Raw genomic sequence first — 24,490 nt, forward strand, 5'->3', positions numbered from 1 at the left:
CCGGGCGCGTGCCGCCGCGCCCGGGATGCCCGCCCGCCGCGATCCTCCGCCCCGACGACCACGGAACGAGAGACCTCATGCCCCGCACCGACGCCCGGCTGTCCGTCGCCGAGCAGGACAGCGTCTTCCGCCCCCGCCAGGTGGCCGGCGCCACCGTCGGCGAGCTGGTCGAGGAGCTGCACGCCGCCGGCCACGACCCGCTGCTCAGCCCGGCCGGCCGGCTCTGGACGGAGGTGCGGGTGACCGGGGCGGCGATGAACCCGCAGGCCGTCGGGCCCGGCGACCTCTTCGTCGCCGTCCGCGGCGCCCGTGCCCACGGGGCCGACTTCATCCGGGCCGCGCGCGACGCCGGCGCCGCCGCGGTGCTGACCGACCACGCCGGAGTGGACACCGTGCGCTCCGAGGTGGGGTATCGCATCCCGGTCATCGAAGTCCGGCGCGTCCGGCAGGCCGCCGGTCCGGCCGCCGCCCGCATCTACGGCAACTCGACGATCTCGGGGCCTGCGCTGTTCGGCGTGACCGGCACCAACGGCAAGACCACCAGCACCTACTTCCTGCGCGCGCTGCTGGACACGCTCATGGCCCGCCGTGAGCGGGGCACCGGACTGATCGGGACCATCGAGATCAGCGCCGCCGGCGACCGCATCCCCTCGCAGCTGACCACGCCGGAGGCGGTGCAGCTGCACAGCCTGATGGCGCTGTTCCGCGAACGCTCAGTCGGCGCGGCGGCGATGGAGGTCTCCTCGCACGCGATCAGCTACGACCGGGTCGCGGGGCTGCACTACGACGTCGCGGGCTTCACCAACCTCACCCAGGACCACCTGGACATGCACGGCACCATGGAGGACTACTTCGCCGCCAAGGCGGAGCTGTTCACCCGACGGCGCACGCGGACCTCGGTGATCACCGTGGACGACCCGTGGGGGCACCGGATGGCGACCGCGGCCACCGGCCGCGTGGTCACGCTGGCCACCGCCGGCCAGCCGACCGAGGTGGACTGGGAGGTCCTCGACGTCGCCTCGGACGGGCTCGGCCAGTCCTTCACGCTGCACCACCTGCGCAGCGGCGAGCGGATCCGCACCCGCACCGGCCTGCCCGGCGGCTTCAACGTCTCCAACGCCGCCCTGGCCGCGGTGATGGTCCTCGAGGCACCGGATGCGGAGTTCTCCCGCGAGGAGGTCGTCGCCGCGCTGGAGGAGGAGGATCCGTTCAGCGTGAGCGTCCCGGGCCGCATGCAGGTGCTGGCCGACGAGCCGGCCGCGCTGGTGGACTTCGCCCACAATCCGGACGCGATGATCCGCACGCTCGAGGCCGCGGCCTCGGCCAAGCCCGACGGCCGGATCGTGCTGGTCATCGGCGCCGCCGGCGACCGGGACCGCGGCAAGCGGCCGACGATGGGGGCGATCGCGGTGCGGATGGCCGACCACGTCATCGTCAGCGACGACGATCCGCACGGCGAGGACCCCGGAGAGATCCGTGCGGCGGTGCTCTCCGGCGCCCGCGAGGCGATCGAGTCCGGCACGCTGACCACCGAGCTGGAGGAGATCGTGCCGCGCGCCGCGGCGATCGAACGCGCCGTCGCCGTCGCCTCGGGCGAGGACACGGTGATCATCGCCGGCCGCGGCCACGAGGTCCACCAGGACTACGCGGGCGAGCACCGGCCCATCGACGACCGGATCGAGCTGCACCGGGCGCTGCGCCGGGGCGGCTTCACGCCGCTGCCGCTGAAGGACACCACTGTCGACATGACACAGATCGGAGCCGAGCAGACATGATCGAGCTCTCCGCCGCCGAGGTCGCCGAGGCCGTCGACGGGCGCCTCGTCGGCGTCGTCGACCCGCATGCGGCGACCGTCGCGGCCGCCGACACCGACTCCCGGGCGATGGCCCCGGGGGCGCTGTTCATCGCCAAGCCCGGCGAGACCACGGACGGGCACCTGTTCATCGCCGAGGCGCTGGCCGCCGGCGCGGTGCTGGTGCTCGCCGAGCGCGAGACCGCCGCCGAGGACGGGACGCCGCATCCGGCGGTGATCGTCGACGACGTCGTCGCCGCGATGGCGCGGCTCGCCGCCGAGGTGGTCCGCCGCATCCGCGCGCATTCGCCCACGACGGTCATCGGCATCACCGGATCGGCCGGCAAGACCACCACCAAGGATCTGCTGCGCGGCATCCTCGAGGCCGAGGGGCCCACTGTGGCGCCGCAGGGCTCCTACAACAGCGAGGTCGGCGTGCCGCTGACGGTGTTCACCGCCGCGCTCGAGACCCGCTTCCTGGTCGTCGAGATGGGCGCCGACGCGCCCGGCAACATCCGGGACCTCGCCGCCATCGTCGAGCCCGACGTCGGCGTGGTGCTGATGGTCGGCTCCGCCCACGCCGGCAAGTTCGGCGGGGCGGAGAAGATCGCGGCGGTGAAGCAGGAGCTGGTCGAGGCCGTCGGCGGCGAGGGCACGGTGATCCTCAACGACGACGATCCCCAGGTCCGCGCCATGGCCGACGCCGCCCGCGCGCCGGTCGCCTGGATCACCGCCGACTCGATGGACGTCGCCCCGCGTGCGGTCGCGGCCCAGCAGGTCATGCTCGACGACGACGGCCGCCCGCAGCTCACCCTGGCCTTCGGCGCGGAGCTGGTCGATCCCGACGAGCCGCGCGCCGTCGAGCTGACCAGCGGACTCATCGGCGCCCACCATGTGACCAATCTGCTCGCCGCGGCGGCCGCGGCCGCCGTCGCCGGAGTGGGCCCGGCGGCGATCGGCGAGCGCCTGCACGGCCGCGGGGCCTCGAGCCGCTGGCGCATGGAGCGCACGGAGCGGGCCGACGGGGTGACCATCCTCAACGACGCCTACAACGCCAGCCCGGAGTCGATGCGCGAAGCGCTGCGGACGCTGGCGATGATCTCCCGCTCGGCCGGTCGCCGCTCGGTCGCGGTGCTCGGCGCGATGCTCGAGCTCGGCGACGAATCCATCGCCCGCCACGCCCAGCTGGGCGAGACGGTGGTCCGGCTGGACATCTCCCGGGTGCTGGTCGTCGGCGAGGAGGCCTATCCGCTCTACCGCTCCGCGATCGCGGAGGGGAGCTGGGGCGCGGAGGTGCGCTGGGCGGCCACCGCCGACGAGGCCGAGGAGCTGCTCGCCGACGAGCTGCGCACCGGCGACGTCGTGTTGTTCAAATCGTCCCACGGCGCAGGACTTAGACTGCTCGGAGATCGCGTCGCCGGCCGGCCCGGCGACGCCCTCGACGGCAGCGGGAAGGCAGGTACCACGTGGTAGGAGTAGTGATCGGCTCCGTGCTGGGGCTGGTGCTGACGCTTCTCGGCACGCCGCTGTTCATCCGTCTGCTGGTCAGGCGCGGCTATGGACAGTTCATTCGGGACGACGGCCCGACCTCGCACCATGTCAAGCGCGGCACCCCCACCATGGGCGGGGCGGTGATCCTGCTGGCGGTGGTCGTGGCGTACTTCGCCACCCATCTGCTGCTGACGCTCACCCGCGACGCCGCCGGCCCTTCGGTCTCGGGGCTGCTGCTCCTGCTGCTGACCGTCGGCATGGGCGCAGTGGGCTTCGCGGACGACTTCAGCAAGATCAGCCGGAAGCAGTCGCTGGGGCTGACCCCCTGGGCGAAGATCCTCGGGCAGGGCGTCGTCGGCGTGCTCTTCGCCGTGCTGGCGCTGAACTTCCCCGACGCCCACGGGCGCACCCCCGGGTCGACGGCGATCTCCTTCGTCCGTGACACGCCGCTGGACCTGGCCTTCGCCGGGCCGGTGATCGGCGGGATCCTGTTCGTCCTCTGGGCGAACCTGATCACCACGGCGACGACGAACGGGGTGAACCTCACCGACGGACTCGACGGCCTGGCCGCGGCGGCGACGGCGATGGTCACCGCCGCCTACACGATCATCTCGATCTGGCAGTACAACCAGCTCTGCGGCGGCCCCGGCGCCGTCGAGGGGGTCTGCTACAGCGTCCGGGACCCGCTGGACCTGGCGATGCTCGCCGGGATCATCACCGGCGCGCTCATCGGCTTCCTGTGGTGGAACACCTCGCCGGCGAAGATCTTCATGGGCGACACCGGCTCGCTGGCCCTCGGCGGCGCGCTGGCGGCCTTCGCGATCCTGACCAGCACGGAGCTGCTCTTCGTGATCCTCGGCGGGCTCTTCGTGCTGATCTCGCTCTCGGTCATCGTCCAGGTCGGCTTCTTCAAGATCTCCGGCGGCCGGCGCATCTTCCTGATGGCACCGCTGCAGCATCATTTCGAGCTCAAGGGCTGGGACGAGGTCACCGTGGTGGTGCGCTTCTGGATCATCGGCGCCGTCGCCGTCGGCCTGGGGCTCGCAGTCTTCTACGGCGAATGGGTGGTCTTCCAATGACGGATCGGTCCGACTCCGCGCAGGGCCCGCGGGACCCGCAGGACGGCGCCTCCGGGGGCGCGAACGACGGCACGATCGAGGGCGCGAGCGACGAGGGCCTCGTCACCGCCGACGACGGCGACGCCGGTGCGGAGTACGCGGGCCGCCTCGACGTCGCCCGCACCGAGCCCGAGCGCGAGCCGCAGGTGCTGCCGGCGCTGCGCGGCTGGGACGCGCCGTGGAGCGAGCTCTCCGTGGCCGTGGCCGGCCTCGGGCTCTCCGGCTTCGCCGCCGCCGACACGCTCGCCGAGCTGGGCGCGCGCGTGGTCGTCGTCGACTCCGGGACCGGGGATCGGCAGCGGCGCAGCGCCGAGACGCTCGGACTGGTCGGCGTGGACGACGTCCGGCTGGGCGCCGAGCACGCCGAGACGCTGCCGCTGGTCGACGGCGCGGCCCCCGACGTGCTGGTCACCTCGCCGGGCTGGCGCCCCGACTCGACGCTGATCGTCCAGGCCGCCGCGCACGGCGTGCCGGTCTGGTCGGAGGTCGAGCTGGCCTGGCGGCTGGGTCCGCGGCCCGGGGCGAAGGATCCCGACTGGCTGGTGCTCACCGGCACCAACGGCAAGACCACCACGGTGCGGCTGCTGGAGTCGATGCTCGTCGCCGCCGACCTCCGGGCGGTGGCCTGCGGCAACGTGGGCATGCCGGTGCTCGACGCGATCCGCGACCCGGAGGGCTACGACGCGCTGGCCGTGGAGCTCTCCAGCTTCCAGCTGCACTACACCGAGCTGCTCGACCCGGTCGCCTCGGCGGTGCTGAACGTCGCCGAGGATCACGTCGACTGGCACGGCAGCTTCGCCGCCTACTGCGCGGACAAGGCCCGCATCTTCGAGAACACCCGGGTCGCCTGCGTCTACAACGCCGACTCTCCGCTCACCGAGCGGATGGTCGTCGAGGCCGAGGTGCAGGAGGGCTGCCGGGCGATCGGCTTCACCACCGATGCGCCGGGCCCGTCGATGGTCGGCGTCGTCGACGACGTCCTGGCCGACCGTGCGTATCTGGTCGCACGCCGGAGCCGGGCCCTGGAGCTCGGGCTGCTCTCCGACTTCGGGCCTGCGGCCCCGCAGCATCTGGTGGCCGACGCGCTGGCCGCCGCGGCGCTGGCCCGCGCGGCCGGCGTCGCCCCGGAGGCGGTGCAGGCGGGCATCCGCACCCACGAGCCCGGCGAGCACCGTATCCAGCCGGTCGCCCAGTCGGGCGACGTGTTCTGGGTCAACGACACCAAGGCGACCAACCCGCACGCCGCGAAGGCCTCGCTCACCAGCTTCTCCGACGTCGTCTGGATCGCCGGCGGCCTGCCCAAGGGCGTCGACTACGACGAGCTCGTCGCCGCCGCCGCGCCCCGGCTGCGCCACGTGGTGCTGCTGGGCACCGACTCCTCCCAGCTGAGATCCAGCCTTCGACGACACGCGCCGGGCGTCTCGGTGGTCGGCGGAGGCGTGCGAGATGATGACGACGACGGGCGGCCGGACCGCTCGACGGCTCCGCTGGAGCGTCGTCTCGCCGACGTCGACGGCCGGGAGGCCATGCGGGCCGCCGTCGAGGAGGCCTCCCGCGTCGCCGAACCGGGGCAGACGGTCCTGATGGCCCCCGCGGCCGCCTCGATGGACCAGTTCACGTCCTATGCGACCCGCGGCGAGGCGTTCATCGAGGCCGTGGCGGAGCTGATGGACCGGCTGGGCCATCGGCGGCCCGCGGACGCCGGGACGACGGACCCGGGCACCACGCCCGAGGCCTGACGCCGGCGGACCCGGCGTCGGTGAAGCGACGCCGGTGAAGCGACGCCCGGGCGCCGCGCGGGCGCCGCCCGGGACCCGGAGGCGGCCCGCCGCGGACTCCGCCCGGAGGCGGAGCCGGAGATGCTCGAGCAGGAGGACGGAATGGACCGACGGCGACCCCGCGTGCCGTCCTCGTCGCGCCCGCGCGCGGCGGAGGGGCCGGAGGAGGCGCACGGCGACTCCTCGACCCGCGCGGATCCCGACGCCACGATCGGCGACGTCGCCTCTCCGAACGCCGCTGACGCCGCTGACGCCGCGGCCCGGGAGCCGGGCGAGGAGGGCGCTGAGGGCGTCACCGAGGAGATCGCCGCCGACCGGCGGCGCAGCCTCCGACCGGTCGCGGACGCGGAGGACGCCGCGGAGACCACCGCCGGCGCGGACGGCGCCGCCGGCGAGGCGGCCGGGGCCGCCGGGGACACTGAGGACGTCGGGGACCGGCCCGCGACGTCGGGGCCCGCCTGGCGGGAGCAGCGCCGTCGGCGCCGGCGCGAGCGGGTCCTCGGCTTCTGGCGCTTCGTGGAGGTCGGCAACACGCACAGCACCTTCTGGATGCTGCTGGGGTCGTCCCTGGCGCTGACCGCCGTCGGACTGATCATGGTGCTCTCCTCCTCGGCGGTGGAGACGCTCGGCAGCTCCGGCGGGGCCTACGGCCTCTTCCTCCGCCAGGCGACCTGGGCCGGTGTCGGCCTCGTGGGCCTGTTCGCGGCCATGCTGGCCCCCCGCGGCTGGCTCGACCGACTGGCCTGGCCGGCGCTGCTGCTCGCCCTGGTGCTGCTGGCCCTGGTGCTGACCCCGCTGGGCTACGGCGTCAACGGCAACCGCAACTGGCTGCGGCTGGGGCCGATCACCGGTCAGCCGGCCGAGCTGGCCAAGCTGGCGATGGCGGTCTGGTCCGGCTCGGTGCTGGCCCGCAAGGGCGATCTCGTCCGGCACGTCCAGCACGCGCTGGTGCCGGTGGTGCTGCCCGGCGGCCTCCTGGTGCTGGCGCTGGTCATGGCCGGCAAGGACCTCGGCACGGCGCTGGTCTTCGGCGCGCTCATCGCCGCAGTGCTGTTCACCGCGGGCACCCGGATGCGCTGGTTCGTCATCTCCGGGGCGCTGGGCATCAGCGCGGCGGTGGGGCTGACGCTGGTCAGCGTCACCCGCATGCAGCGCGTGCAGGTGTGGCTGGGCATGGAGGGCGCCTGCGAGGGCGTCCGGGACCCCTGCTTCCAGCCGATGCACGGCATCTACGCGCTGGCCTCCGGCGGCTGGTGGGGCGTCGGCCTCGGCCAGTCCCGGCAGAAGTGGAACTATCTGCCGGAGGCGGAGAACGACTTCATCTTCACCATCCTCGGCGAGGAGCTGGGCCTGCTCGGCGCGCTGACGGTGCTGGCGCTCTTCGCGATGCTCGTGCTGGGGATGTTCCGCGTCGCGTCGCGGTCCCGCTCGCCCTTCGTACGGATCACCACCATCGGGATCATGGCCTGGATCATCGGCCAGACCGTCATCAACCTGGCGATGGTCACCGGGCTGCTGCCGGTCATCGGCATCCCCCTGCCGTTCATCTCCTACGGGGGCTCGGCGCTGACGGCGACGCTGCTGGCCGTCGGCGTGGTGCTGAACTTCGCCCGCGAGCAGCGCCGTGAAGTGCGCCTGGAGGAGGCGGCCCCCGCCGACGATCCGGGGCGCGCCGGCGCACGCGGCGGCGCGGCCGAGGGCCCGGACGCCCGTTCCGGCCGCCGAGACTCTACAGTGGAACCCGCCCCCGGAACGCGGCGCGGCGCGAGCAGCGGGAGCACGAGCCGGACTCCGCGCATCACCACGGACCCGACGACCAGGAAGCAGGACCCCACAGCATGAGCAGCCAGGGATCGGCCTCGCCGACGCCGCACGGTGCCCCGGAGGAGGCCCCGGGCGTCTCAGTGGTGCTCGCCGGCGGCGGCACCGCCGGGCACGTCAGCCCGATGATCGCGATCGCCCGCGCCGTCGAGCGCCTGATGCCGCAGGCTCAGGTGAGCATGATCGGCACCGAGGTCGGCCTGGAGACGCGCCTGGTGCCGGAGGCCGGCTATGCGCTGGACACGGTGGAGAAGGTGCCCATGCCGCGCCGGCCCTCCCGGGACCTGCTCAGCGTGCCCGCGCGGCTGCGGCGTGCGGTGGCCGCGGCCGCCGAGATCCTGCGCCGCCGCGAGGCCGACGTGGTCGTCGGCGTCGGCGGCTATGTCTGCACTCCGGTCTATCTGGCCGCGCGCCGGCTGGGCGTGCCGGTGGTCGTCCACGAGGCCAACGCCCGGCCCGGCCTGGCGAACCGGCTCGGCGCCCGCTTCGCCGCCCATGTCGGCACCGCCTTCGAGGGCACGCCGCTGAAGCGGGCCGCCTGGGTGGGCATGCCGATGTCCCGGGAGATCTCGCAGCTCGACCGCGAGGCCGAGCGGGCCTCCGCCCGCGAGCGGCTGGGCCTGGACCCCGAGCGGACCACGCTGGTCGTCACCGGCGGCTCCTCCGGGGCGCTCTCGCTGAACAGCGCCGTGGCCTCGGCGGTGGACGATCTGCTGGCCGGCGGCGCCCAGGTGCTGCACCTCACCGGACGGGACAAGGTCGTCACCGCCGCCGACGCCGGCTCGAGCGACGGCGCTGGCGACGGCGCGGGCGACGCCGAGGCGCCGCTGAGCCGCCCCGGATACCACCAGCGCGAGTACCTGGACGGCATGGAGCTGGCCTATGCGGCCGCGGACCTGATCATCGCCCGCTCCGGCGCCGCCACCGTCTGCGAGGTCGCGGCGGTGACGCTGCCGGCGGTCTTCGTGCCGCTGCCGGTGGGCAACGGCGAGCAGGAGCTCAACGCCCGCGAGCTCGTCGACGCCGGCGGCGCGCTGCTGGTCAAGGACGAGCACTTCACCCGCGCCTGGATCCGGCGCAATGTGGTCCCGCTGCTCGAGGACCCGCAGATGCTGCTGACCATGCGGGACCACGCCGCCGAGCGCGGCATCGCCGACGCCGACGAGCGGGTGGCCGCCGCGGCGCTGACCGCCGCCGGCGTGCCCGGGGACCGACTGCCGGCCGACGAGGGCCGGTGAGAGCGGCTCCGTGCGCGGAGCCCCGCGAGAGAGGACGCTGCCATGACTGAAGCCGCCGCCGCGCCGCAGCGCACGGAGGATCTGGGCCGGGTGCATCTGCTGGGACTCGCCGGCGTCGGCGTCTCGGGCGTCGCGCGGCTGCTGCAGGCCGACGACGTGCCGATCTCGGGCACCGACGGCAAGGAGCTGCCGGTCCTCGACGAGTTCCGCGCCGCCGGTGTGCCCGTCCGGGTGGGCTACCGCGCCGAGAACCTCGACTCGGTGGAGGAGGAGGCCGGGGCGCCGATCAGCACCGTCATCGCCTCCTCGATCGCCGCCGAGGGCAATCCCGAGCACGACGAGGCGCGCCGCCGCGGGCTGCCGATCCTGCACCGTTCGCAGGGGCTGGCGGCGGTGATGGCCGGTCGCCGCGGCATCGCCGTGGCCGGCACGCACGGCAAGACCACGACCTCCTCGATGGCCACCGTCCTGCTGGAGCGCGCCGGCCTGTCGCCGAGCTTCGCCGTCGGAGCGACCGTCGCCGGCCTCGGGGTCAACGCCGCCGCCGGGGAGGGGGAGTGGTTCGTCGCCGAGGCCGACGAGTCCGACGGCTCGCTGCTGAACTACCGCCCCGAGACGGCGGTGATCACCAATGTCGAGGCCGACCATCTGGACCACCACGGCACGGCCGAGGCCGTCCACCGGATCTTCGTGGAGTTCACCCGGCGCATCGCCGACGGCGGTCTGCTGGTGCTCTGCCTGGACGACCCGGGAGCCGTGGCGCTGCTCGAGGACGTCGCCGCCGAGCTCGCCGCCCGCGACGTCGAGGTGCTGACCTACGGGTTCTCCGCCGACGCTCGGCTGCGGCTGCACGAGCACCGGGACGCCCCCGCCGGGACGCTCGGCCAGCAGGTGCTGCTCAGCGGGCCTCCGGCCGCGGATCCGGAGCGCCCCGGCGAGGATCCCGGAGACGACGAGGAGGCGCTGCTGCGGCTGACGGTGCCCGGTCGGCACAACGCCCTCAACGCCGCGGCCGCCGCCGCCGTCGGGCTGCGGGCCGGGGTGTCGCTGGCCGGGGCCGCGGAGGCGCTGGGCCACTTCCAGGGCGCCTCGCGGCGCTTCGACTTCCGCGGCGAGGTCGACGGGGTCGCCGTCTACGACGACTACGCCCACCATCCGACCGAGGTGGCCGCAGTGCTCGCCGCCGCGCGCGCCGCGGCGGGGGAGGAGCACGCGGTCCACGTGGTCTTCCAGCCGCATCTGTACAGCCGCACCCAGCTCTTCGCCGCCGAGTTCGCCGAGGCGCTGGCCGCCGCCGACACCGTCGCGCTGCTGGAGGTCTACCCGGCCCGCGAGGAGCCGATCGCCGGGGTGACCTCGGAGCTGATCGCCGAGCCGCTCTTCGCCCGGCCGACGCCGCCGTCGGGCGGGGTCCGCTCCCGCGAGGACGCCGTCGCGGCGACGGTCGCCGCGGCCGCGGCCGGGGACCTGGTGCTGACGCTGGGCGCCGGTGACGTGACCGCCCTGGGCGCGGACCTGGTCGAAGCGCTGGAGCGTCGCAGCCGATGAGTCCGCGACCGCCGCGCAGGCCGCGCAGCACCGGCCCGCCGCGCGGGGGCCGGAGCGCCGAGGAGGACGCCCCGCGCCGCCCGGCCGCGGAGGCGCCCGATCCCGCGTCCGACCGCGACGTCGAGGGGCCCGCCGCTGCGCCGGTCGAGGAGGCCGGCGGTGCGGAGCCCGCGCCCTCCGACGACACCGCGCCCTCCGACGACACCGCGCCCGCCGAGGACGCCGCGCCCTCCGACGCCGCCGACACTGTGGTCCCGCTGACCCGCGACGTCCCGCACGTCGCCGGTCCTCGTGCGGGCTCCGGAGCGACGGGGCAGAGGCGCTCCGGCGCGCCGCGGACGGGCCCTGAGGCGGGCGACGACGCCGAGCACTCCGGACCGGACGCCGAGGAGGAGTCCGAGCAGCGCCCTGAGGCGGCCGCCGATCTGCTGGCCTTCCCGGAGCCGGAGGTCGTCGTCCATCGACGGCGTCGACGGCGCGGGGTGCTGCTGGTCCTCGCCGGGCTGGCGGTGCTGCTCGTCGTCGTGCTGGTGCTGGTCTTCTCGCCGCTGCTGACGGTGCGGCAGGTGCAGGTCGAGGGCAACGACCTGCTCACCGACGCCCGGGCCGAGGAGCTGCTGGAGCCGGCCCTGGGGCGACCGATGCCCCAGGTCGGCGACGGCCGGGTGGAGGAGCTGCTGGACGAGGAGTCGGTCGTCGCCGACGTCGTCGTCCAGGGCGAGCTGCCCGACACCCTCCGGGTCGAGGTCACCGAGCACCCGCCGGTGGCCCGGGTCCATCGCGACGGACAGGTGGAGTACTTCACCGCCGAGGGCGAGGTCATCCGCAGCTGGCCGGAGGACGAGGCGCCGGCGGAGGACGCCTACGCGACCCCGGAGATCTCCAGCGACGCCGCACTCGATCACCGGGCGGTCTTCGAGGCCATCGTCGGGGTCCTGGGCGAGCTGCCGAGTGCGGCGCGGAAGAGCATGCAGTCGGCCACCGCCGAATCGGTCGACTCGGTGCGGCTGCGGCTGGACGACGGGCGCACCGTCGTCTGGGGCGGCGAGGACCGCGGAGCGCAGAAGGCCACTGTGCTGGCCGCGCTGCTGAAGTCCGACGCCGAGGAGTTCACCGAGGTCGACACGATCGACATCTCCGACCCCGAGGCCCCGGTGACCCGATGAGCATGCCGTGGGCCGCCCCGTGGTCGCTCCACCGCCTCGGGAGTCCTCGCGGGGGCTCTCCGGAGTCCGTCCGGAACCGGCACGCCGCCGCCCCGGAGCCTGCCGGGAGCGCGATCGGCAGGGGACTCGCCCCGCCGGCTGGAGGCCGCGGTCGGCCCGCGCCGGTATCCTGGTCGGAGACGAGGAACCTTCGACCCAGGTCGAACCTTCGCGGGAGACCTAAGGTTCAAGTGCAACTTCAACGTTGCCGAGGGTCTGTGACCACCACAAGAATGTCATGCAGTACGGAGGCTCCCGTCGTGGAGGGCGAGCCGCTGCGACGTCGGAGAGCATCCCGGGTCGGTCCGGTGTGACCGCGAACCATCCCGGCCCGGCCGGATGCCGACGACGGGTCAGCTGGAGCAGCCGCCCCCGTGGAGGGGGCGGAGGCTCCGCCGATTGGCAGTGAGGAGTCGCGCCGCGGTCGCCCGACGGCGGGAGCCTCCGTACTTTTCGACGTGAGAGACGAGCAAGGGACACACAACGTGGCAACACCGAACAACTACCTGGCCGTGATCAAGGTCGTCGGCATCGGTGGCGGCGGCGTGAACGCCGTCAACCGCATGATCGAGGTCGGTCTGCGTGGCGTGGAGTTCATCGCCATCAACACCGATGCTCAGGCCCTCCTGATGAGCGACGCCGACGTCAAGCTCGACGTCGGCCGTGAACTGACCCGCGGGCTCGGCGCCGGCGCCAACCCCCAGGTCGGCCGGGAGGCCGCCGAGGACCATGCCGAGGAGATCGAGGAGGTCATCCGCGGCGCGGACATGGTCTTCGTCACGGCCGGCGAGGGCGGTGGCACCGGAACCGGCGGCGCGCCCGTGGTGGCGCGGATCGCCCGCTCGCTCGGCGCGCTGACCATCGGCGTGGTGACCCGTCCCTTCACCTTCGAGGGCCGCCGCCGCGCGACCTCCGCCGAGGACGGCATCGAGGCGCTGCGCGACGAGGTCGACACTCTCATCGTCATCCCCAACGACCGGCTGCTGTCCATCTCGGACAAGAACGTCTCCGTGCTCGACGCGTTCCGCTCGGCCGACCAGGTGCTGCTCTCCGGTGTCCAGGGCATCACCGACCTGATCACCACGCCGGGCCTGATCAACCTGGACTTCGCCGACGTGAAGTCGGTGATGCAGGGTGCCGGCTCGGCGCTGATGGGCATCGGGTCGGCGAACGGCGAGGACCGGGCGGTCAAGGCCGCCGAGCTGGCCATCGCCTCGCCGCTGCTCGAGGCCTCGATCGACGGCGCCCACGGCGTGCTGCTGTCCATCCAGGGCGGCTCGGACCTCGGCCTCTTCGAGATCAACGAGGCCGCCCGGCTGGTGCAGGAGGTCGCCCACCCGGAGGCCAACATCATCTTCGGCGCGGTCATCGACGACGCGCTGGGCGACGAGGCGCGCGTGACGGTGATCGCCGCCGGGTTCGACCAGGTCGACGCGACGTCGCAGCCGATGGCGCAGAACGCCGGTCAGCAGCTGCCTGGCTCGGGGGCGGGCCAGGGCTCGCCGTCGGCGCCGACCCAGCAGCCTCCGCGCCAGCAGCCGCCGCGCCAGCCGGCCGGCGGCCAGCAGTCCGGCCAGCGGTCGGGCGCGCAGCAGAGCGTGCCGGGCACGGTCCCGGTCCAGTCCGCCGCCCCGCAGCAGGTGCCGGGCACTGTGCCGATCCAGCAGTCCGGCGAGGCGGCCCCGGCGGCCGGTTCGGCCGAGGAGCAGGACACCGCGCCGCAGCAGCGGCAGGTCCGGCAGGAGCAGCAGGACATCCCGGACATCGTCGAGTCCGACTACTCCGGCGGGCGCAACGACGATCTGGACGTGCCGGACTTCCTCAAGTGACCGGAGAGCTCCGGACCGCGGCCGAGGGGCCGCGACGGACGCGGACCGCATGATCACGCGTCCGACGGGCGACGCGGACGCCGGCTTCTGGTGGCAGGGTGCCGCCGGGGCCGGCGTCCGCGTCGCCTTCACGTCGTCGGCGGCGGGGAACCTGGCGCTGCACGTCGGGGACGCCGCGGCGCAGGACGACGACGGCCCGGCGCGTCGTGAGGTGCTCGCCCGGCGTCGTGCGCTGGAGCGCCGACTCGGCGTCGCCGCCGGCCGGCTGCGCTTCCTCGAGCAGATCCACTCCGCAGAGGTCCGCGACGTCGACGGGCCGGAGACCGCGGACGCGGCGGCGCCCGTGGGCGACGCGTGGGTCTCGCCGGACGGCTCCGATCCGCTGGCGATCATGGTCGCCGACTGTCTGCCGGTGCTGCTGGTGGGTGCGCGGGGCGACGGCGGCGCGGTCACCGGCGCCGCCCACGCGGGCCGTCCGGGTCTGCTCGCCGGCGTGCTGGAGCGGACGGTGGAGCGGATGCGCGACCACGGCGCCGAGCAGCTGCGCGCCTGGATCGGCCCCGGCGCCTGCGGCCGCTGCTACGAGGTCCCCGAGGCCATGCACGCCGAGCTGACGGCCGGGCGGCCGGCGCTGTCCTCGCGCACTCGGGCCGGCACGCCCGGTCTGGATCTGCGGGCCGAGGCGCAGGCGGTGCTGGCCGGCCGCGACGTCTCGACGGCCGAGCTGTCCGGCTGCACGATCGAGGATCGCACGCTCTTCTCCCATCGGCGGGAGCCGGGCCGCGGTCGCTTCGTCGGCGTCGTCTGGCGTCCGGAGGGCGAGGACCCGCGGAGCGGCGGCGGGGCCCGGGGCGGCGACGCCGGCGCCCCGCGATAGAGTGGGGCCGATGGACACCACCCTGTTCGACGACGCCCGTCTGCGCCGCGCCCGCGACGAGGACGCCGATCCGCGGACCCGGGAGATCGCCGCCGGGCTGCTCGCAGTCCGGGAGCGGATCGCCGCGGCGGCCGCCGCCTGCGGCCGGATCGACCTTCCCGCGCTGATCGTGGTCACCAAGACCTTCCCCGCCGAGGACGTCGTGCGGCTGCACAACCTGGGCGTGCGCGAGGTGGGGGAGAACAAGCACCAGGAGGCCGCGGCCAAGGCCGCCGCCGTGGAGCAGGAGCTCGCCCGGCGCGCCGGCCGGGACCCGCAGGAGGCGGCGGCGGACGGCTCGTCGATGCGCTGGCACTTCGTGGGACAGCTGCAGTCGAACAAGGCGCGCTCGGCGGCCCACTACGCCGCCGCGGTGCACTCGCTCGACCGCGGCTCGCTGCTGACGGCTCTGGCCCGCGCCGCCGGCGACCGGCGTCAGCCGCTCGACTGCCTGGTCCAGGTGGACCTGCGCCGCGAGATCCCCGCCGACTCCCGCGGCGGCGCCGCCCCGGAGGCGGTGGCCGGCCTCGCCGACCGCCTGGCCGCCTCCGAGGGGCTGCGCCTCGGCGGGCTGATGGCCGTGGCCCCGCTGGACGAGGAGCCCGCCGCGGCGTTCGCCCGGCTGGCCGAGATCTCCCGGCGGCTGCGCGAGGACCACCCGGAGGCGCGGATGATCTCGGCGGGGATGAGCACCGACCTGGAGGCCGCCGTCGCCGCGGGCGCGACACACCTGCGCGTCGGACGCGATGTCCTCGGGAAGCGCGGAACGGGCCGGTAGTCTCGGGTCCGCGCAGAGACATCGTCCGGGACCGTGACCAGGCCCGAGACAGATTCCAGACACGCCCCGAACCTCAGCGCAGGTTCAGTTCTTCCCTCAGGAGAGACTTCATGGCCGGAGCATTCAAGAAGACCATGATCTACCTCGGTCTGGCCGACGGCGAGGAGTACGACGAGGACTTCGGCGCGCAGCAGGGCGCCGGAGCCCCGGCCGCGAGCCGCGACGCCGCCGCGGCGAGCTCCTCCCGGCCGGCGGCGGAGTCGCCGCGCGTCGCCGGCGAGCGGAGCGCCGCCCGGCCGACGGCGGAGCCCCCGGCGACCTCCGCGGTCCGTGCGGGCTCCTCCGGCGACGGCTCGGAGGTCGTCGAGCTGGGGGCCGCCGGGCAGTCCTCGGCGCGCGGCTCCGCGTCCGCCGGCGAGCACAACAGCTCGTCGCTGGCCGTCGACCCGGAGTACCGGGCGCCGGTGACCCCGATCAAGCGTGCCCCCTCCTCCCGCGACGAGAGTTCCTCCATGCGCCGTATCACCACAGTCCACCCGCGCTCCTACAACGATGCTAAGGTCATCGGTGAGTCCTTCCGCGACGACGTCCCGGTGATCATGAACGTCACCGAGATGGGGGAGGCCGAGGCGAAGCGTCTCGTCGACTTCTCCGCGGGGCTGGTCTTCGGCCTGGGCGGGTCGATCGAGCGTGTGACGAACAAGGTCTTCCTGCTGACCCCGAAGAACGTCGAAGTCGTCGCCGACGAGCGCGGCGCCGTGGAGCCGGACTCCTCGGCCCAGTTCTTCAACCAGAGCTGATCCGCCGCGGCGCGACGTCGTCGCGCCGGCTCGTCCGATCCGACCGCACCCTCCGGAGGAACCTGTCCCGCCGTGGATCTCATCGCCGCCCCGATCTACCTGCTGCTGACCGTGTACCAGCTGGCCCTGGTGGTCCGGATCATCTTCGACATCACCCAGCAGTACGCTCGCCAGTGGCGCCCGAAGGGAGCGGCGCTGGCGCTGGCGATGGGCGTCTACGCGCTCACCGACCCGCCCATCCGCTGGGTGCAGTCCAAGGTGCCGCCGCTGAACCTCGGCGGGATCTCCTTGGACATGGGCTTCATCATCGTCTTCCTCGTCGTGGTCATCGCCAAGGTCATCGTCCAGGCGATCGGCTGACCGGCTCGGCGCGCCGGCGAGGGAGCCGTCGGCGCGGCCCGCGCCCCGTCGACGAGGGTGTGACCTGTTCGTGAAGGCCGAGGTCCCGGTTCCGGTCGTCGTGGTCGGCACCACCGGGGTATCGTATCCGGTGACCACTGGACGATCTTCGGAGGCGGCCCGCCCCCGGCTCCGTCTCGCCGACAGCTTCTCGATGAGGTGACACCGCATGGCTCTGACTCCCGATGAACTCCTGAACAAGGAGTTCCCGGAGACCAAGTTCCGCCCCGGCTACGACAAAGACGAGGTCGACGACTTCCTCGACGAGGTCGTCGTCGAATGGCGGCGGCTGGTCCAGGAGAACGAGGACCTCAAGGCCCAGGTCTCGACGCTCGAGGAGCAGCTGGAGGAGAACCCCGCCGACCTCGAGCCCGACGACCTCGAGGATGCCGGGCTCTCCGGCTACGCGGGCACCGACGCCGAGGTCACCGGGACCTTCGACTCGGTCGCGACCGAGGGGCCGGCCGACGACGGCGCCGTGCCCTCCGGCTCCGGCGTGACGGCCTATCCGGAGTACGAGCCGGGCCATCGCCCGGCCCAGACCCGCCGCGAGGCCGCCGCGCAGCCGGCCGAGGGATCGCCGAGCGGGTCGAGCGCCGCGGGCTCGGACGACGCGGCGGCCGGAGAGGTCGCGAGCACCGCCACCGGCGTGCTGGCCATGGCCCAGAAGCTGCACGACCAGTACGTCAGCGAGGGCGAGGAGACCCGGGCGCAGTACATCGCCGAGGGCGAGCGGACCCGCGCGCAGTACATCGCCGAGGGCGAGAAGACCCGCGAGGAGTACGTCTCCGAGGGGGAGAAGACCCGGGCCGAGCACATCGCCGAAGGCGAGCGGAAGCGCACGGAGATCGTCACCGAGGCCGAGACGCGGGCGGAGAACATGATCGAGGAGGCCGAGCTGACCTCCTCGCGCACGCTCTCGGCGCTGGAGCGGAAGAAGACCGACCTCGAGACCAAGGTCAGCGAGCTGACGAGCTTCGAGCGCGACTACCGCACCAGGCTCAAGGACTACATCGAGGGGCAGCTGGCGCAGCTCACCAGCCGCGGCTCCATCGAGAAGGAAGCCGGCGGCGCCGAGGTCTGAGCCGCCGAGCCGGCGTCCGGGAGGACCGATCTCCCGGACGCCGTCGTGTCATCCCGGACGTCCATGGGACGTCCCGCGCCGCGGGACGGCGCAGAACAGCAGAGGAGAGCAGGACGCCTGTGAGCGAGACGCGCCCGTCGCCGAGCCCCGCACGCCGCACGGCGCTCCTGGTCGCGGCGGCGGTCGCCGTCGTCGCCTGGGGACTGGACCAGCTGACCAAGTGGTGGGTCGTCTCCACGCTGAGCCTCGGCGAGGAGATCGCGGTGCTGGACCCGGTGCTCTCCTGGCGCTTCCATCTCAACCCGGGAGCGGCGTTCTCGCTGGGCACCGACCACACCTGGCTGTTCACCCTGATCATGGTGGTCGTGCTGACCGTGGTCGTCGTCAACTCCCGCCGGCTCGGCGGCTCCTGGCTCTGGACGCTCGGGCTGGGCGGCCTCGCCGGGGGCATCGCCGGCAACCTGACCGACCGGCTGTTCCGTCCGCCCTCCTTCGGCGAGGGCGAGGTCGTCGACTTCATCGCCGTGCCGCACTTCGCGATCTTCAACATCGCCGACTCGTTCATCGTCTGCTCGATGATCGGCATCTGCGCGATGCTGGTCTTCGGACTGGAGATGGACGGCCGTCGCACCCGCGACGACGAGGAGGACTGAGTCCCACGAACCCCGAGCCGCAGAATCCCGAGCCGCAGCATGAGCCGGAGCAGGACCCCGGGACGCCGAGGCCCGAGCCCGAGCGACTGACGGTCCCCGAGACGCTCGACGGGCGGCGCGCCGACCAGGTGATCGCCTCCTGCTGCGGGATGTCCCGCACCGAGGCCGCCGAGCATCTGGCCGCCGGCGCCGTCGTCCATGCCGCCGGCCGGGCGGCCGGACGCGCGGTGAAGAAGTCCGAGAAGCTGGCCGCCGGGACGGAGCTCGACATCGACCCGCCGGCGGCCGACGATCCGCTCGAGGTGAGAGTCGAACCCGTGGAGAATCTGCGCATCCTGCATCAGGACGAGGACCTCGTCGTCGTCGACAAGCCCGTCGGCGTCGCCGCCCACCCGTCGCCCGGCTGGACCGGCCCGACGGTGATCGGCGGACTGCTCGCCGCCGGCGTGCCGATCTCGACCTCCGGATCTCAGGAGCGCCGCGGCATCGTCCACCGGCTCGACGTCGGCACCTCCGGGGTGATGGTGGTGGCGAAGAACGAGCAGGCCTACAGCGTGCTCAAGGACGCCTTCCGGCGGCGCACGCCCACGAAGATCTACCAGGCCCTGGTCCAGGGGCTCCCGGACCCGGTCGACGGGACCATCGACGCGCCCATCGGCCGCCATCCCGGCCATGAGTGGCGCTTCGCCGTCGTCGAGGACGGCCGCGCCTCGCGCACCCACTACACGCTGCTGGAGGCCTACGGCCGGGCGAGCCTGATGCAGGTCCAGCTGGAGACCGGCCGCACCCATCAGATCCGCGTGCACTTCTCCGCCCTCGGCCACCCCTGCGCCGGAGACCTGACCTACGGCGCCGATCCGGGGCTGGCGGCCGAGCTGGGACTGACCCGCCAGTGGCTGCACGCCGCCGAGCTCGGGCTGACCCATCCGCGCACCGGCGAGCCGGTGACCTTCACCTCCGCGCGCCCCGACGATCTGGCCACCGCGCTGTCGATCCTGGAGAATGGGTGACCATGGCCTCGACTGCAGACTTCGTCCACCTGCACAACCACACCGAGTACTCGATGCTCGACGGAGCGGCGAAGATCGGCGAGCTCTTCGAGGAGACGCGCCGGCTCGGGATGTCCTCGGTGGCCACCACCGACCACGGGTTCCTCTTCGGCGCCTACGACTTCTGGAAGACCGCCCAGAAGCACCAGGTGAAGCCCATCGTGGGGCTGGAGGCCTACCTCAGCCCGGGCACCCATCGCTCGGACCGCCGGCGCGTGAAGTGGGGCGAGGGCATCAAGGGGGAGAAGGACGTCGCCGGCGGCGGCGCCTACACCCACATGACCATGTGGGCGGAGAACACCGCCGGGATGCACAACCTCTTCCGGATGGGTTCGCTGGCCTCCATCGAGGGCTTCTTCTACAAGCCGCGCATGGACCGCGAGCTGCTCCAGGACTACGCCGACGGGATCATCGCCACCACCGGCTGCCCCTCCGGCGAGATCCAGACGCGGCTGCACCTGGGCCAGTATCAGGAGGCGAAGAAGGCCGCCGGAGAGTTCCAGGACATCTTCGGCAAGGAGAACTTCTTCTGCGAACTGATGGACCACGGCCTGGACATCGAGCGCCGGGTCAAGAGCGACCTGCTGAAGCTGGCCAAGGAGCTCAACCTGCCGCTGGTCGCCACCAACGACCTGCACTACACGCATAAGCACGACCACAACGCCCACGGCGCGCTGCTGTGCGTGCAGTCCAACTCCACCCTCGACGACCCGAACCGCTTCAAGTTCGACGCCGAGGAGTTCTACCTGAAGTCCCCGGCGGAGATGCGCGAGCTCTTCCGCGACTTCCCGGAGGCCTGCGACAACACGCTGGCGATCGCCGAGCGCTGCCACGTGGAGTTCGACGAGTCGGCCTCCTACATGCCGAACTTCCCGGTGCCCGAGGGCGAGACCGAAGAGTCCTGGTTCATCAAGGAGGTCGAGCGCGGGCTGGCCTACCGCTTCCCGGGCGGCGTGCCCGACGACGTGCGCGAGCAGGCGAAGTACGAGATCGGCATCATCACCCAGATGGGCTTCCCGGGCTACTTCCTGGTCGTCGCCGACTTCATCACCTGGGCCAAGGAGAACGGCATCCGCGTCGGCCCCGGTCGCGGCTCCGGCGCCGGCTCGATGGTCGCCTTCGCCATGCGCATCACCGACCTCAACCCGCTGCAGCACGGGCTGTTCTTCGAGCGCTTCCTCAACCCCGACCGCGTCTCGATGCCCGACTTCGACGTCGACTTCGACGACCGGCGGCGCGCCGAGGTCATCCAGTACGTCGTCAACAAGTACGGCGACGAGCGGGTGGCGATGATCGTCACCTACGGCACGATCAAGTCCAAACAGGCGCTGAAGGACTCCGCCCGGGTGATGGGCGAGCCCTTCTCCACCGGCGAGCGGCTCACCAAGGCCATGCCGCCGGACGCGCAGGGCAAGCCCACGCCGCTGGCCGAGATCTTCGACGAGCAGTCCTCGCGCTACGCCGAGGCGGTCGACATGCGCGAGACGCTGGAGGCCGACCCGCGGCTGAAGGAGATCTTCGACCTCGCCACCGGCATCGAGGGGCTGAAGCGCCAATGGGGCGTGCACGCCGCCGGCGTCATCATGTCCTCGGACCCGCTGCTGGACATCATCCCGCTGATGAAGCGCGAGCAGGACGGCGCGATCATCACGCAGTTCGACTATCCGACCTGCGAGACCCTGGGCCTGATCAAGATGGACTTCCTGGGTCTGCGGAACCTGACGATCATCTCCGACGCGCTGGAGAACGTCCGGCAGAACCGCGGCGTCGAGCTGGACCTGGAGACGCTGCATCTGGAGGACCAGCCCTCCTACGACCTGCTGGCCAAGGGGGACACGCTCGGCGTCTTCCAGCTCGACGGCGGGCCGATGCGCCAGCTGCTGCGCCAGATGCGCCCGGACAACTTCGAGGACATCTCCGCGACCATCGCGCTGTACCGCCCCGGTCCGATGGGCGCGAACTCGCACATCAACTACGCGCTGCGGAAGAACGGCCAGCAGGAGGTCACCCCGATCCACGCGGAGCTCGAGGAGCCGCTGAAGGACATCCTCGACACCACCTACGGGCTGATCGTCTACCAGGAGCAGGTCATGGCGATCGCCCAGCGGGTGGCCGGCTACACGCTGGGCCAGGCGGACATCCTGCGCCGCGCGATGGGCAAGAAGAAGAAGGAGGAGCTGGACAAGCAGTACGTCGGCTTCCACCAGGGCATGCTGGACAACGGCTTCTCCGAGGAGGCCATCCAGGCGCTCTGGGACATCCTGCTGCCCTTCTCCGAGTACGCGTTCAACAAGGCCCACTCGGCCGCCTACGGGCTGGTCGCGTACTGGACCGCCTACCTGAAGGCGAACTACCCGGCCGAGTACATGGCCGCCCTGCTGACGTCGGTGGGGGAGAACCGCGACAAGCTCGCGCTCTACCTCAACGAGTGCCGCCACATGGCCATCACCGTCACCCCGCCGAGCGTGAACGAGTCCACGCAGAACTTCACCCCGGTCGGCGACGACATGATCCGCTTCGGCATGGGTGCTGTGCGCAACGTCGGCTCCAACGTCGTCGCCGGGCTGGTCGAGGCGCGGCAGGAGAAGGGGGCCTTCGAGTCCTTCTCCGACTTCCTGAAGAAGGTGCCGCCGCATGTGTGCGGCAAGCGCGCCGTGGAGTCGATGATCAAGGCCGGCTCCTTCGACGACCTCGGCTACACCCGCCGGGCGCTGGTCTCGGTCCACGAGCAGGCCGTCGAGCAGGCGGTGAAGCAGAAGAAGGACGCCCTGCAGTATGAGACCGACATCTTCGGGGCGATGTCCGGCGGCGAGGACGGACTGGACGACTTCGACGCCGTGGCCGTGCCCGAGATGCCCGAGTGGGACAAGAAGGACCGGCTGGCCTTCGAGCGCGACATGCTCGGCCTCTACGTCTCCGACCACCCGCTGCAGGGGCTGGAGCGGGTGCTGGCCCAGCACGCCGAACGCTCGATCACCTCGCTGCTCGGCGAGGACGGTCCGCCCGACGGGGCGACGGTGACGATCGCCGGGATGATCACCTCGCTGCAGCGCCGCATCGCGAAGTCCTCGGGCAACCCCTATGCGCGGGTGGAGGTCGAGGACCTCGGCGGCACCGTCGAGGTGATGTTCTTCGGCAAGGCCTACCAGCCGGTGTCGATGGTCCTCGCCGAGGATCTGGTGGTGGCCATCAAGGGCCGCATCCAGCGGCGCGACGACGGCTCGGTGTCGATGTCGGCCCAGGAGATGATCGTCCCCGAGCTCGACGACGAGACGAGCACCGGGCCGGTGGTGCTCTCGGTGCCCAGCCAGCGGGCCAGCGAGAAGGTCGTCACCCAGCTCGGCGAGATCCTGCGCCGGCACCGCGGCTCCAACGACGTCCACGTGCGGCTGCTCTCCGGGGCGACCATCGAGGTGATGCGGCTGGGGCCCGACTACCAGGTCACGCCGTCGCCGTCGCTCTACGGGGATCTGAAAGTGCTGCTCGGGCCGAGCTGCCTCGAGTCCTGATCCGCCTGTCGGCCTGGCGCCCCCACAACATCTTGTGTGTATGGACTTGATGGCCACCACATCTAGTGCGTAGACTCGTGCCATCCGGTGATGTGCGCCGGATCAGCGTCCGACGGGCCGCGAGCGGACCGCAGGAGAGGAGAGCGCCGCGATGTACTGTCCGTACTGTCGCCACGACGCGTCCCGCGTGGTCGATTCGCGCATGCTCGACGACGGCTCCGGCATCCGGCGTCGGCGGCAGTGCCCGCAGTGCTCGAAGCGCTTCACCACGATGGAGACCACGTCGTTGAACGTGATCAAGCGCTCCGGAGCCGCCGAGCCCTTCGACCGCTCCAAAGTCATCAACGGCGTGCGCAAGGCCTGCCAGGGACGACCGGTCTCCAGCGACGACCTCGCCGTGCTGGCCCAGGAGGTCGAGGAGGCGGTGCGCGCCTCGGGCAACGCCGAAGTCGACGCGAACGACGTCGGCCTGGCCATCCTGCGTCCGCTGCGCACGCTCGACGTGGTCGCCTATATGCGCTTCGCCTCCGTCTACCGGGGCTTCGGCGGCCTCGACGACTTCCAGGAGGCCATCGACGAGCTGCGCCGCGAGGAGGAGATGCCCGGCGGGACCGCCGACGGCGTCACCGTGGTGCAGCCGCGCTTCGGGTTCCGCTAGACTCGGCCTCGTGGTCGACCGCGCGGCGGCCGCATCGCAGACTCCGGCGGTGCTCTCGACAGGGGAAGGTCGGGAGCACCGCCGGTCTTCGTCCGCGCCCCCTGCGGCTCAGTGCTTTAGCAGTCCGCGCAGACCCGCGATCGCCGCGTCCGGGTCCTCGGCCGCGTAGACCGCCGAGCCGGCCACGAAGGTGTCCGCGCCCGCGTCGGCGGCGCGCAGGATCGTCTCGGCATTCACCCCGCCGTCGATCTGCACCGCGATCTCCCCGCCCAGGTCGTCGACCGCCTTCCGCGCCCGGCGGATCTTCGGCAGCACCAGGTCCAGGAAGGACTGCCCGCCGAAGCCCGGCTCGACGGTCATCAGCAGCAGCATGTCCAGCTCGCCGAGCATGTCCAGGTAGGACTCGATCCCGGTGGCCGGCTTCAACGCCATCGCCGCGCTGCTGTGCCGGGCGCGCAGCTCGCGGGCCAGCCGGATCGGCGCCTGCGCGGCCTCGGCGTGGAAGGTCACCGACTCGCAGCCCAGCTCGGCGTAGCGCGGCGCCCAGACGTCGGCATCCTCGATCATCAGGTGGATGTCCAGCGGCAGATCCGTCGCCGCGCGCAGCGACTCGACCACCGGCAGGCCCAGCGTGAGGTTGGGCACGAAGTGGTTGTCCATGACGTCGACGTGCACGGCGTCGGCGGTGCTGATCCGGGAGAGCTCCCGCTCCAGGTTCGCGAAGTCCGCGCTGAGGATGCTCGGGTGGATGCAGGGCGTGCGGGGCGAGGGGGTCACGGGTCGATCCTCCTGGTCGATCGGGTCGGTGGGCTGCGTCGCGCGCC

At 72.8% G+C, this 24,490-nt stretch carries 19 protein-coding genes; 18 read left to right on the plus strand and 1 reads right to left on the minus strand.

Annotation, left to right across the window (positions count from 1 at the left end; genetic code table 11):
• Positions 1–77 precede the first annotated feature (77 nt).
• The 18 genes from ABD652_RS09150 (at position 78) to nrdR (ending at position 23,666) form a co-directional block, all read left to right on the plus strand.
• Entirely contained in the window at positions 78–1,775 is a 1,698-nt protein-coding gene (locus ABD652_RS09150; RefSeq protein ID WP_344720513.1) for a Mur ligase family protein, read from the plus strand.
• Positions 1,772–3,265 (plus strand): UDP-N-acetylmuramoyl-tripeptide--D-alanyl-D-alanine ligase, encoded by a 1,494-nt coding sequence (locus tag ABD652_RS09155; protein ID WP_344720515.1) that lies wholly within the window; start codon positions 1,772–1,774, stop codon positions 3,263–3,265. The genes ABD652_RS09150 and ABD652_RS09155 overlap by 4 nt, the downstream gene beginning before the upstream one ends.
• Positions 3,259–4,362, plus strand: a complete 1,104-nt coding sequence (gene mraY, locus ABD652_RS09160; RefSeq protein WP_344720516.1) for a phospho-N-acetylmuramoyl-pentapeptide-transferase — start codon at positions 3,259–3,261, stop codon at positions 4,360–4,362. Before ABD652_RS09155 ends, mraY begins: the two co-directional genes overlap by 7 nt.
• A complete protein-coding gene (murD, locus tag ABD652_RS09165; RefSeq protein ID WP_344720518.1) occupies positions 4,359–6,140 on the plus strand; it encodes a UDP-N-acetylmuramoyl-L-alanine--D-glutamate ligase in 1,782 nt (593 codons plus the stop codon). The genes mraY and murD overlap by 4 nt, the downstream gene beginning before the upstream one ends.
• Positions 6,141–6,281: 141 nt before the next feature.
• On the plus strand, positions 6,282–8,021 hold the full coding sequence (gene ftsW / locus ABD652_RS09170) for a putative lipid II flippase FtsW (RefSeq protein ID WP_344720520.1): 1,740 nt from the start codon (positions 6,282–6,284) through the stop codon (positions 8,019–8,021).
• Positions 8,018–9,238 (plus strand): undecaprenyldiphospho-muramoylpentapeptide beta-N-acetylglucosaminyltransferase, encoded by a 1,221-nt coding sequence (gene murG / locus ABD652_RS09175; protein WP_344720522.1) that lies wholly within the window; start codon positions 8,018–8,020, stop codon positions 9,236–9,238. The genes ftsW and murG overlap by 4 nt, the downstream gene beginning before the upstream one ends.
• A 42-nt stretch (positions 9,239–9,280) precedes the next feature.
• The gene (gene murC / locus ABD652_RS09180; protein WP_344720524.1) at positions 9,281–10,786 is read left to right on the plus strand and encodes a UDP-N-acetylmuramate--L-alanine ligase; all 1,506 of its coding nucleotides are present in this window, start codon (positions 9,281–9,283) and stop codon (positions 10,784–10,786) included.
• The gene (locus ABD652_RS09185; protein WP_344720526.1) at positions 10,783–11,952 is read left to right on the plus strand and encodes a cell division protein FtsQ/DivIB; all 1,170 of its coding nucleotides are present in this window, start codon (positions 10,783–10,785) and stop codon (positions 11,950–11,952) included. The genes murC and ABD652_RS09185 overlap by 4 nt, the downstream gene beginning before the upstream one ends.
• A gap of 524 nt (positions 11,953–12,476) precedes the next feature.
• Positions 12,477–13,820, plus strand: coding sequence for a cell division protein FtsZ (gene ftsZ, locus ABD652_RS09190; protein WP_344720529.1), 1,344 nt, complete (start codon positions 12,477–12,479; stop codon positions 13,818–13,820).
• A gap of 49 nt (positions 13,821–13,869) precedes the next feature.
• Positions 13,870–14,697: a purine nucleoside phosphorylase YfiH/LACC1 family protein gene (locus tag ABD652_RS09195; protein WP_344720532.1), complete on the plus strand. Its 828-nt coding sequence runs from the start codon at positions 13,870–13,872 to the stop codon at positions 14,695–14,697.
• Between the two features lie 10 nt (positions 14,698–14,707).
• Positions 14,708–15,514 carry a YggS family pyridoxal phosphate-dependent enzyme gene (locus ABD652_RS09200; RefSeq protein ID WP_344720534.1) on the plus strand — a complete coding sequence of 269 codons (807 nt, stop codon included), beginning with the start codon at positions 14,708–14,710 and terminating at the stop codon, positions 15,512–15,514.
• Between the two features lie 110 nt (positions 15,515–15,624).
• Positions 15,625–16,314 (plus strand): cell division protein SepF, encoded by a 690-nt coding sequence (locus ABD652_RS09205; protein WP_344720537.1) that lies wholly within the window; start codon positions 15,625–15,627, stop codon positions 16,312–16,314.
• Between the two features lie 72 nt (positions 16,315–16,386).
• Entirely contained in the window at positions 16,387–16,674 is a 288-nt protein-coding gene (locus tag ABD652_RS09210; RefSeq protein ID WP_344720539.1) for a YggT family protein, read from the plus strand.
• A gap of 208 nt (positions 16,675–16,882) precedes the next feature.
• Positions 16,883–17,797: a DivIVA domain-containing protein gene (locus ABD652_RS09215; protein WP_344720541.1), complete on the plus strand. Its 915-nt coding sequence runs from the start codon at positions 16,883–16,885 to the stop codon at positions 17,795–17,797.
• Positions 17,798–17,916: 119 nt separating this feature from the next.
• Positions 17,917–18,450, plus strand: coding sequence for a signal peptidase II (gene lspA, locus ABD652_RS09220; RefSeq protein ID WP_344720543.1), 534 nt, complete (start codon positions 17,917–17,919; stop codon positions 18,448–18,450).
• A gap of 86 nt (positions 18,451–18,536) precedes the next feature.
• Positions 18,537–19,460, plus strand: coding sequence for an RluA family pseudouridine synthase (locus ABD652_RS09225; RefSeq protein WP_344721069.1), 924 nt, complete (start codon positions 18,537–18,539; stop codon positions 19,458–19,460).
• Positions 19,461–19,462: 2 nt separating this feature from the next.
• Complete coding sequence (gene dnaE, locus ABD652_RS09230) at positions 19,463–23,008, plus strand: DNA polymerase III subunit alpha (RefSeq protein WP_344720546.1); 3,546 nt, start codon at positions 19,463–19,465, stop codon at positions 23,006–23,008.
• A gap of 151 nt (positions 23,009–23,159) precedes the next feature.
• Complete coding sequence (gene nrdR / locus ABD652_RS09235) at positions 23,160–23,666, plus strand: transcriptional regulator NrdR (protein ID WP_153143930.1); 507 nt, start codon at positions 23,160–23,162, stop codon at positions 23,664–23,666.
• 108 nt (positions 23,667–23,774) lie between these two features.
• Here nrdR and rpe read toward each other — a convergent pair whose 3' ends face one another.
• Positions 23,775–24,443 carry a ribulose-phosphate 3-epimerase gene (gene rpe, locus ABD652_RS09240; RefSeq protein ID WP_344720549.1) on the minus strand — a complete coding sequence of 223 codons (669 nt, stop codon included), beginning with the start codon at positions 24,441–24,443 and terminating at the stop codon, positions 23,775–23,777.
• Positions 24,444–24,490: the final 47 nt, after the last annotated feature.

Origin of the sequence: Nesterenkonia halobia (assembly GCF_039536005.1) — a bacterium.
Taxonomy (GTDB): Bacteria; Actinomycetota; Actinomycetes; order Actinomycetales; family Micrococcaceae; genus Nesterenkonia; species Nesterenkonia halobia.

Excerpts from the sequence above, each read along its gene's own strand:
- nrdR (WP_153143930.1), top strand. The coding sequence starts at position 23,160 with ATGTACTGTCCGTACTGTCGCCACGACGCGTCCCGCGTGGTCGATTCG.
- ABD652_RS09205 (WP_344720537.1), top strand. The coding sequence starts at position 15,625 with ATGGCCGGAGCATTCAAGAAGACCATGATCTACCTCGGTCTGGCCGAC.
- ABD652_RS09150 (WP_344720513.1), top strand. The coding sequence starts at position 78 with ATGCCCCGCACCGACGCCCGGCTGTCCGTCGCCGAGCAGGACAGCGTC.
- ABD652_RS09200 (WP_344720534.1), top strand. The coding sequence starts at position 14,708 with ATGGACACCACCCTGTTCGACGACGCCCGTCTGCGCCGCGCCCGCGAC.
- ABD652_RS09195 (WP_344720532.1), top strand. The coding sequence starts at position 13,870 with ATGATCACGCGTCCGACGGGCGACGCGGACGCCGGCTTCTGGTGGCAG.
- ABD652_RS09185 (WP_344720526.1), top strand. The coding sequence starts at position 10,783 with ATGAGTCCGCGACCGCCGCGCAGGCCGCGCAGCACCGGCCCGCCGCGC.
- ABD652_RS09155 (WP_344720515.1), top strand. The coding sequence starts at position 1,772 with ATGATCGAGCTCTCCGCCGCCGAGGTCGCCGAGGCCGTCGACGGGCGC.
- ABD652_RS09215 (WP_344720541.1), top strand. The coding sequence starts at position 16,883 with ATGGCTCTGACTCCCGATGAACTCCTGAACAAGGAGTTCCCGGAGACC.
- murC (WP_344720524.1), top strand. The coding sequence starts at position 9,281 with ATGACTGAAGCCGCCGCCGCGCCGCAGCGCACGGAGGATCTGGGCCGG.
- murD (WP_344720518.1), top strand. The coding sequence starts at position 4,359 with ATGACGGATCGGTCCGACTCCGCGCAGGGCCCGCGGGACCCGCAGGAC.
- dnaE (WP_344720546.1), top strand. The coding sequence starts at position 19,463 with ATGGCCTCGACTGCAGACTTCGTCCACCTGCACAACCACACCGAGTAC.
- murG (WP_344720522.1), top strand. The coding sequence starts at position 8,018 with ATGAGCAGCCAGGGATCGGCCTCGCCGACGCCGCACGGTGCCCCGGAG.
- ftsW (WP_344720520.1), top strand. The coding sequence starts at position 6,282 with ATGGACCGACGGCGACCCCGCGTGCCGTCCTCGTCGCGCCCGCGCGCG.